Below are 7,851 nucleotides of genomic sequence, written 5' to 3' on the forward strand. Positions count from 1 at the left end.
GATCAGTATCCGCCGGATTTTGCCGCAGTGGATTGTGCGCCGGACAAGACATTCAAGATATCGTCAAGAAGGCCCGATGCACCAAAACGGAAGGTTGAGGGCATGAGCCAGTCCGGGGCCATGATGGTTTCGGCAAGTCGCAGATAAAGCGCGGCATCGGCAACACTGGCAATACCTCCGGCGGGCTTGAACCCGACCTTGCGTCCACTCTGACGAATTGCCCTCAGCATGATATCGGCAGCCTCGAGCGTTGCATTTTGCGCGACTTTGCCGGTCGAAGTCTTGATGAAATCAGCTCCTGACGCAATCGCCAGCTCACTTGCTCGGCGGATCAAGGCCGGATCCTTCAACTCGCCGGTCTCCAGGATCACTTTCAGCAAGATATGTTCGCCGCAGGCGGTGCGAATGGCTGAAACCATGGCCGTGACGGCCTCTTCGTCCCCCGCCGCGAAATCACGATAGGGAATGACGAGGTCGATTTCATCGGCTCCATCGGCGATCGCTTCGCGCGTTTCCGCTGCGACATCTTCAACCTGCATATCGCCGCCTGGGAAGTTGACGACAGTTGCAATCCGAACCGGATGGTCCTTGCCCAACAGGAGGCGCGCCTGCGAAACAAATCGCGGCCAGATGCAGATTGCAGCCGCATTCCCGAACGGCGTCTGCGCGCGTGCGCACAGCGTCTCGATCTGCTTGGCGTCACAGTCATCTTTGAGGTTTGTCAAATCCAGAAGCGACAGCGCAACTGCCGCCACCTCTCTTGCGCTATGTTTGGTCATGCTTTGAATTCTCCAGCGGCAACCATACCCTTAAGAACAGTTGCAAGACGCGCGCCGCCCAGCGGCGCCATCTCTTTCGTTTCAGTATGGCTCAACTCAGCTCCGGTCATGCCGGCAGCATAGTTGGTGATCACGGAAGCTGCCAGCACGCTAAGGCCGAGCATGCGCGCGATGATGACTTCCGGCACTGTGGACATCCCGACAGCATCGGCACCGAGGATGCGCGCCATTCGAATTTCTGCAGGCGTCTCGAAGCTCGGCCCCGAAAACCACATATANATAGTTGGTGATCACGGAAGCTGCCAGCACGCTAAGGCCGAGCATGCGCGCGATGATGACTTCCGGCACTGTGGACATCCCGACAGCATCGGCACCGAGGATGCGCGCCATTCGAATTTCTGCAGGCGTCTCGAAGCTCGGCCCCGAAAACCACATATAGACGCCCTCGGCAAGCGGAACGCCGCAGCGCTCGGCGGCTTGACGCATGGAATGACCAAGATCGGCGTCATAAGCGTTGGTAAGCCCGACGAAACGCCGATCGCTCGGTTCTCCAATCAGCGGATTCGTACCGGAAAAGTTGATATGATCCGTGATGCGCATCACCGAACCTGGCGGCATATCTTCTCGCAACGAGCCAGCTGCATTGGTCAGGATGAGCGTATCGATACCCAGCGCCTTGATGGTCTCGATCGGCCGACGCATAGTTCCGGCATCGCCCTTTTCGTAATAGTGCGCGCGTCCGGCAAGCATAAGTACAGGAGTGCCGCTGAGCCGCCCGACCATGACCTCGCCGGCATGGCCAGAGACAGAACTTTGCGGAAACCCTTCCAGTTCATCGAAGCCGATGCGCGTGACGTCAGCCAGTTCCTCCACGATCGAGCCGAGGCCGGAACCTAGGACGATGGCGCAGGCTGGCTGAAGTCCCTTCAGTCGCTCCTGCAATAGCGAGAGCGCGCTCATCAAAGTTCCGTTTCGAAGGAAAAAGGCAGAAGCTCATCCATGGTCATCGTTTTTTTCACGCCGCCATCGTCACACAGATAGATGCGTGTTTCCTTGGAGGCGAATTCGGAGATCTTCTGGCGGCATCCGCCACAGGGTGGGCAGAGGGCCAGCTTCTCCGCAATGACCGCTATCTCGACGATTTTCTTTGCGCCGCCCATGATCATGGCGCCGATGGCTGTCGGCTCGGCACACCAGCCTTGTGGAAAGGAAAGGTTTTCGATGTTGGCGCCGGTATAGATCTTTCCATCTTCGGCGCGGATGGCAGCGCCGACAGGGAATTTCGAATAAGGCGCATGCGCAAATGCCATCGCGCCGCGTGCTGCTTCGAAAAGATCATGAGACATGTCAACGCTCCTTTACATAAGGCACGCCGCCGGCTTTCGGGGGAATGGCAGAGCCAATGAAACCGGCAAGCAGGACGCAGGTCAGAACATAAGGCAAGGCCTGGAAAATCTGAACCGGAACTTCACCGATCAGCGGAACCGATTTGCCCTGCATGAAGTTGGCCATCGCATCCAAGAAGCCGAACAGAAGGCAGGCGAACATGACGGGGACAGGCTTCCACTTGGCGAACACCAGCGCGGCGAGCGCGATATAGCCTTTGCCGGCCGACATATCCTTGATGAAGGCCGCCGATTGCGCGATGGCGAGGTAGGTGCCAGAAAAGCCGCAGAGGATACCGGCGCAAATCACGGCACGATAACGCAGCCAGGCTACGGAAATACCGGCAGTATCGACCGCGCCGGGATTTTCGCCGACCGCACGCATGCGAAGACCAAAGCGCGTGCGATACAATATCCACCATGACAAGGGCACGGCCACGAAGGCGAGGTAAGTTAGGATATTATTGCCGGAAATGACGCCGGCATAGAGCGGCCCGATGATCGGAATTGGCCTGATCATCTCGGCGCCCGGCAGGATAATCGGCGAAAAGCGCGCTTCACCCGCAAGCTGCGGCGTACGTCCGCCCTGGCCGAACCAAGCCTGACCAAGAACGATGGTAATCCCGGCAACGAAGAAATTGATGGCGACGCCGGAGATGATCTGGTTGCCGCGATTGGTGATCGAGGCAAAGCCATGCACAAGGCTGAGCGCCACCGAGCAGACGATGCCCGCAGCTAGACCGAGCCAAGGCGAGCCAGTCAGATAAGCCACACAGGCAGCAGCAAAAGCCGAACCCAGCATCTTGCCTTCAAGACCGATATCGAAGACGCCGGCACGCTCTGAGAACAGCCCGGCCAAGGCGGTGAAGATCAGCGGGATCGAGAGTCGGATCGTCGAGCTCAGGACGCTAATGAAGATTTCATAATACTCCATCCAATCCTCCCTTATGCCGGTTTTGCTAAACACTGATAGACGCGAACCATCGCCGGCCGGAACATATATTCCAGAGCGCCGGCGAACAAAATGACGAGGCCCTGGATGACCAGGATCATTTCGCGCGTGATGTTCGGCATTTCGAAGGAGATCCAGTCGCCGCCTTGGTAGAGAATACCGAAGAGGATGGCCGAAAGAATAATGCCGACAGGATGATTGCGGCCCATGAGAGACACGGCAATGCCAACGAAGCCTGCGCCACCGACGAACTCGACCTGAAGGCGGGCCGACGAGCCCATGACCGGGTTCAGCGCCATCATGCCGGCCAAAGCGCCGGAGATCAGCATAGCGATCATGACGATACGCGCATAACCGATGCCGGCATAGGCCGCTGCAGACGGACTTATGCCCAAAGTCCGCATCTCAAATCCGAGACGGGTGCGCCAGATCAGGAGCCACACCAGAAGACTTGCCACAAGCGCAATGATGAAGGAGACGTTGAAGGGTGCGGCGCCGAGGCTCGCACCGAAGAGTTCCATGACCCATCCAAGCTTTGGAAGCTGGCCGCCATCCAGGAAAGTACGGGTTTCCGGCGCCATCTTGCCTGGCACGATCAAGACGTGCACCAGCAAATAGACCATGAGCGCGGCGGCGATGTAGTTGAACATGATCGTCGTGATGACGATATGGCTGCCGCGCTTGGCCTGCAGATAGGCAGGGATCGCCGCCCAGGCGGCACCGAAGAGGCCGGCCCCGATAACGGCCACCGGCATGGTGACCCACCAGGGCACGTAGCGATCGAGCGCAAGGGCCGCCAGCGCGCAGCCAAGCCCGCCAAGATAGGCTTGCCCTTCGGAGCCGATGTTGAACAGTCCGGCATGGATGGCAACGGCAACGGATAATCCGGTGAAAATGAAGCTTGTCGCGTAATAGAGCGTAAAGCCGATGCCTTCGCCGCTGCCAAGCGAACCCTCGATCAAAAGCGATAAAGCCTGGAGCGGGCTTTCGCCGATCAACCAGACCACGAAGCCGCAGATCAGAAACGCCACAACGAGATTCAAAAGCGGAATCAGGCCGTAGCTGACCCAATTTGGAAGAGGAACGGAGGCGGTACTCATCGCAAACCTGTTTTTGTTCTTATCGCATAGGCCTCAAGGCCGGCTGCAATGATAGCTTGATAGGGCCGGCGAGCATTCAGCATGAGGTTTGTTTTCATGCTGCAATACCCGCCATCATCAGGCCGATCGACTGCTCGTCAGCATCTGGCGCGGTTTCGCCAACGACCTGACCTGCGAACATGACAAGCACGCGGTCGGACAAAGCGCGGATTTCATCCAGCTCGACCGATACGAGAAGAATTGCCTTGCCGCTGTCGCGCATTTCGATGATCCGGCGATGGATGAATTCGATCGCCCCAATATCCACGCCGCGTGTCGGCTGACCAATGATCAGTGCTGTTGGATCGCGCTCGATTTCACGCGCAACCACGATCTTCTGCTGGTTGCCGCCGGAAAAATTGGCGGTTTTGAGCCGGGGATTGGGCGGCCTGATATCGTATTTCTCGATCTTCTCCATCGCGTCCTTGCGGATCGCTGCGAGATCGAGCATCGGCCCGCGCCCATAAGCCGGATTGCGGTGGTAGCCGAGCATGGAATTTTCGTATTCCTCAAATTTCAGCACCAGTCCCATATGATGTCGATCTTCGGGAATATGGGCAAGGCCGAGTTCACGCAGTCGCGCGGGATCAGCTTTATCGATCGGCATGCCGTCGAGGAAGATTTCGCCCGAATGCGGCCTTCGGATGCCGGCGATCGCTTCGAGAAGTTCCGACTGACCGTTGCCGGCGACACCGGCAATACCAACGATCTCGCCCGCTCTCACATCGAAAGAAACGTTATCGACCATCGTGACGCCACGGTTGTCCTTGACCGTGAGGTTGCGGACCGAAAGGATCACCTTGCCGGGTGTCCCCACACCTTTTTCGACGCGCAGAAGAACACGTCGTCCGACCATGAGCTCTGCCAGTTCGGCAACGGTCGTTTCGGCCGTTTTGCGGGTTGCCACGAGCTCGCCGCGACGCATGACAGAAACGGTATCGGTGATTGCCATGATTTCGCGCAGCTTATGCGTGATCAAGATGATCGTCTTACCCTGATCACGCAGAACGCGAAGAACGCGGAACAGATGGTCTGCTTCTGCAGGGGTCAAGACACCAGTCGGCTCATCGAGGATAAGGATCTCGGCACCGCGATACATGGCTTTGAGGATTTCAACGCGCTGCTGAAGACCGACCGGCAGGTTCTCGACGGGCGTATCGGGATTAACCTCGAGGCTGTATTCTTTTTCAAGACGCCGCAATTCGGCGCGGGCGGCCGATACGCCCTTGGCAAGCAAGGCGCCTCCTTCTGCACCAAGCATGATGTTTTCAAGCACGGTGAAATTGTCGACCAGCATGAAATGCTGATGGACCATGCCAATTCCAACGGCAATGGCGGACTGGCTGTCCTTGATCGTTACAGGCGATCCATTGACCCGGATTTCTCCGGAATCGGCCTGGTAAAATCCATAAATGATCGACATCAGGGTCGATTTACCGGCACCGTTCTCACCGATGATCCCGTGAATCGATCCCTTGGCGACCGTCAAATTAATATTTTTATTGGCGTGGACTGGGCCGAACTTCTTGTCGATGCCGAGCAGTTCAAGCGCGGGTTTATCTGTCACGCGGTTGCTCCGAATATAAAGAGAGCGCGCATTGGCTATGATGCCATTCGCGCGCTCTGTTACCGTTCAATCACTTCGGGCAAGCGCTGTCCGTGGTGTAGTCGTGAACCTTGACCTTACCATCGATGATGTCGGCCTTTGCCTTCTCGACGGCCGACTGCATTTCCGGCGTGATCAGCGACTTATTATTGTCGTCGATCGCCGCCATCACACCGTCATCCTTGACGCCGAGCACCTGAGTGCCGCCCGTAAACTTGTCGTTCTTCACATCGGAGAATGCATTGTAGACGGCGAGATCGACGCGCTTGACCATCGAGGTCAGCACAGAGCCCGGGTGCAGGTGGTTCTGGTTGGAGTCAACGCCAATCGAAAGTTTCTTGTTATCGGCAGCGGTTTGGAGGACGCCGAGGCCCGTTGCACCAGCGGCTGCATAAATCACGTCAGCGCCTTGGTCGATCTGGTTCTTGGTCAGCTCACCGCCGCGCACCGGATCGTTCCATGCTGCACCGGTCGTGCCGGTCATGTTCTGGAAGACTTCGATGTTCGATTTCACGGAGCGAGCGCCCTGCTCGTAACCACATTCAAACTTGCGGATCAGCGGAATATCCATGCCGCCAACGAAACCGATCTTGCCGGATTTGGAAGCCAGGCCGGCAAGTACGCCCACCAGGTATGAACCTTCTTCTTCCTTGTAGACAACCGAGCGTACGTTCGGCTTGTCCACAACCGAGTCGACGATCACGAACTTCGTATTTGGAAATTCCTGAGCAACTTTTTCCATGGCCGAAGTCCAGGCGAAGGAAACGGCGACGACCGGATTGAAGCCACGGCTTGCGAAGTTGCGGATGGCCTGTTCGCCCTGCGTATCTCCCGTCGGCTCGAAATCGCGATAGGCAATTCCGGTTTCCTTCTTGAATTTCTCGGCGCCATTATAGGCTGCCTCATTGAAGGATTTGTCGAATTTGCCGCCCGTACCATAAACCAGCGCCGGCTTCAGATCTGCCGCAAGCGCTGTTGTGGACATCGCCACCACAGAAAGGAGAGCAAGGAGGGATTTCTTCATGATGCAGCCCTGTTGTTTCTAATTCGTTCGGCTCCTTCCGCAAGCCCGTCGAGGGACATGTTTGCGGAACCGCCAGCCTCCCCTGAGACCGACCGGCGGCATCCTTGCATGCCTCTTCCAAAAATTCACCAGAAATTTTTCTGTTGGTCAAACTTTGCCGAGGACGGCTTAAACATGATCACTGCAAGCGATTTCGAGGCATTTCCTGCTGAGATCTGCCGAAAAACCGTGCATCCCGCCCTGCTCAAACCGCAAAACGACCGGCAGGCTTCGGCTTTTTATAGCCAATCATCCACAGAACGAGTGCCAGTATCAGGAATACTGCAAAAGCGGGCTGAGCCATGAGCCAGCTCAATAACTGCTTGTCGAAAGCAGGGTGGATGTAATACGCGGCCGCGCCTCGAACTGCTGCCAAACTTCCAGCGGAAAGCTCCTGCCATGCCTCGCCCAGCGGGGTGAAGGCGACCCGTGCGGCGGCAACGGATTTGATAGAATCGACCACGCCAGCCGCGATGGCCGTTACGAGAGCGGCAAGACTAGCCAGGCGGAAAAGCAAGCGCATCGGAAACATCATCCAGTTCGGAGCCGGCAATAGCGATTGAATAGGCGGCAGGGACTGAAATCGCAACGGACTTGCGAAGCTTTTCTCCCAACATTCAAGAAACTGTCAGATTTCGGTTGATCCTCAAAAATACATCGGTATATATCGCGCCGTTCCAACGATTTGCCGCACGGCGATCAAATAGCAGGACAGGTGGCCGAGTGGTTGAAGGCGCACGCCTGGAACGCGTGTATACGTGAAAGCGTATCGAGGGTTCGAATCCCTCTCTGTCCGCCATGTTCCCAATTGTCCAACCCGGATACATAGGTAACAATCTGTTCCTAAGACATAGGTAACAACCTCGTGCCGAACGGGTTGTCGATGGTTTGCAAAGTCCTCTGTTCCAAGTCGATATATCCGAGATC

At 56.8% G+C, this 7,851-nt stretch carries 8 protein-coding genes, 1 tRNA gene and 1 pseudogene; 1 reads left to right on the forward strand and 9 read right to left on the reverse strand.

Annotation, left to right across the window (positions count from 1 at the left end):
- Positions 1-2: 2 nt before the first annotated feature.
- The 9 genes and pseudogenes from deoC to VQ830_RS11135 form a co-directional block, all read right to left on the reverse strand.
- Positions 3-779, reverse strand: a complete 777-nt coding sequence (deoC, locus tag VQ830_RS11095) for a deoxyribose-phosphate aldolase (protein ID WP_337268151.1) — start codon at positions 777-779, stop codon at positions 3-5.
- Positions 776-967, reverse strand: coding sequence for a phosphorylase family protein (locus VQ830_RS11100; RefSeq protein ID WP_438617690.1), 192 nt, complete (start codon positions 965-967; stop codon positions 776-778). Before VQ830_RS11100 ends, deoC begins: the two co-directional genes overlap by 4 nt.
- 64 nt (positions 968-1,031) lie before the next feature.
- Positions 1,032-1,742, reverse strand: a pseudogene (locus VQ830_RS11105) (purine-nucleoside phosphorylase); the annotation flags it as partial.
- Positions 1,739-2,125, reverse strand: a complete 387-nt coding sequence (locus VQ830_RS11110; RefSeq protein WP_337268154.1) for a cytidine deaminase — start codon at positions 2,123-2,125, stop codon at positions 1,739-1,741. The pseudogene VQ830_RS11105 and the gene VQ830_RS11110, both read right to left, overlap by 4 nt.
- A gap of 1 nt (position 2,126) precedes the next feature.
- Positions 2,127-3,098, reverse strand: coding sequence for an ABC transporter permease (locus VQ830_RS11115; protein WP_337268155.1), 972 nt, complete (start codon positions 3,096-3,098; stop codon positions 2,127-2,129).
- Between the two features lie 11 nt (positions 3,099-3,109).
- Positions 3,110-4,216 carry an ABC transporter permease gene (locus VQ830_RS11120; protein WP_337268156.1) on the reverse strand — a complete coding sequence of 369 codons (1,107 nt, stop codon included), beginning with the start codon at positions 4,214-4,216 and terminating at the stop codon, positions 3,110-3,112.
- A gap of 94 nt (positions 4,217-4,310) precedes the next feature.
- Entirely contained in the window at positions 4,311-5,822 is a 1,512-nt protein-coding gene (locus VQ830_RS11125) for an ABC transporter ATP-binding protein (RefSeq protein ID WP_337268157.1), read from the reverse strand.
- Positions 5,823-5,892: 70 nt separating this feature from the next.
- On the reverse strand, positions 5,893-6,885 hold the full coding sequence (locus VQ830_RS11130) for a BMP family lipoprotein (protein WP_337268158.1): 993 nt from the start codon (positions 6,883-6,885) through the stop codon (positions 5,893-5,895).
- A gap of 244 nt (positions 6,886-7,129) precedes the next feature.
- Positions 7,130-7,447, reverse strand: a complete 318-nt coding sequence (locus VQ830_RS11135; protein WP_337268159.1) for a hypothetical protein — start codon at positions 7,445-7,447, stop codon at positions 7,130-7,132.
- 186 nt (positions 7,448-7,633) lie between these two features.
- Between VQ830_RS11135 and VQ830_RS11140 the strand changes: the two genes are divergently transcribed.
- Positions 7,634-7,723: transfer RNA gene (locus VQ830_RS11140), tRNA-Ser, on the forward strand.
- The last annotated feature ends 128 nt before the right edge of the window (positions 7,724-7,851 follow it).

Source organism: Oryzifoliimicrobium ureilyticum (assembly GCF_037199735.1).
Classification (GTDB): Bacteria; Pseudomonadota; Alphaproteobacteria; order Rhizobiales; family Rhizobiaceae; genus Rhizobium; species Rhizobium ureilyticus.

Excerpts from the sequence above, each read along its gene's own strand:
- VQ830_RS11115 (WP_337268155.1), bottom strand. The coding sequence starts at position 3,098 with ATGGAGTATTATGAAATCTTCATTAGCGTCCTGAGCTCGACGATCCGA.
- VQ830_RS11130 (WP_337268158.1), bottom strand. The coding sequence starts at position 6,885 with ATGAAGAAATCCCTCCTTGCTCTCCTTTCTGTGGTGGCGATGTCCACA.
- deoC (WP_337268151.1), bottom strand. The coding sequence starts at position 779 with ATGACCAAACATAGCGCAAGAGAGGTGGCGGCAGTTGCGCTGTCGCTT.
- VQ830_RS11135 (WP_337268159.1), bottom strand. The coding sequence starts at position 7,447 with ATGCGCTTGCTTTTCCGCCTGGCTAGTCTTGCCGCTCTCGTAACGGCC.
- VQ830_RS11110 (WP_337268154.1), bottom strand. The coding sequence starts at position 2,125 with ATGTCTCATGATCTTTTCGAAGCAGCACGCGGCGCGATGGCATTTGCG.
- VQ830_RS11120 (WP_337268156.1), bottom strand. The coding sequence starts at position 4,216 with ATGAGTACCGCCTCCGTTCCTCTTCCAAATTGGGTCAGCTACGGCCTG.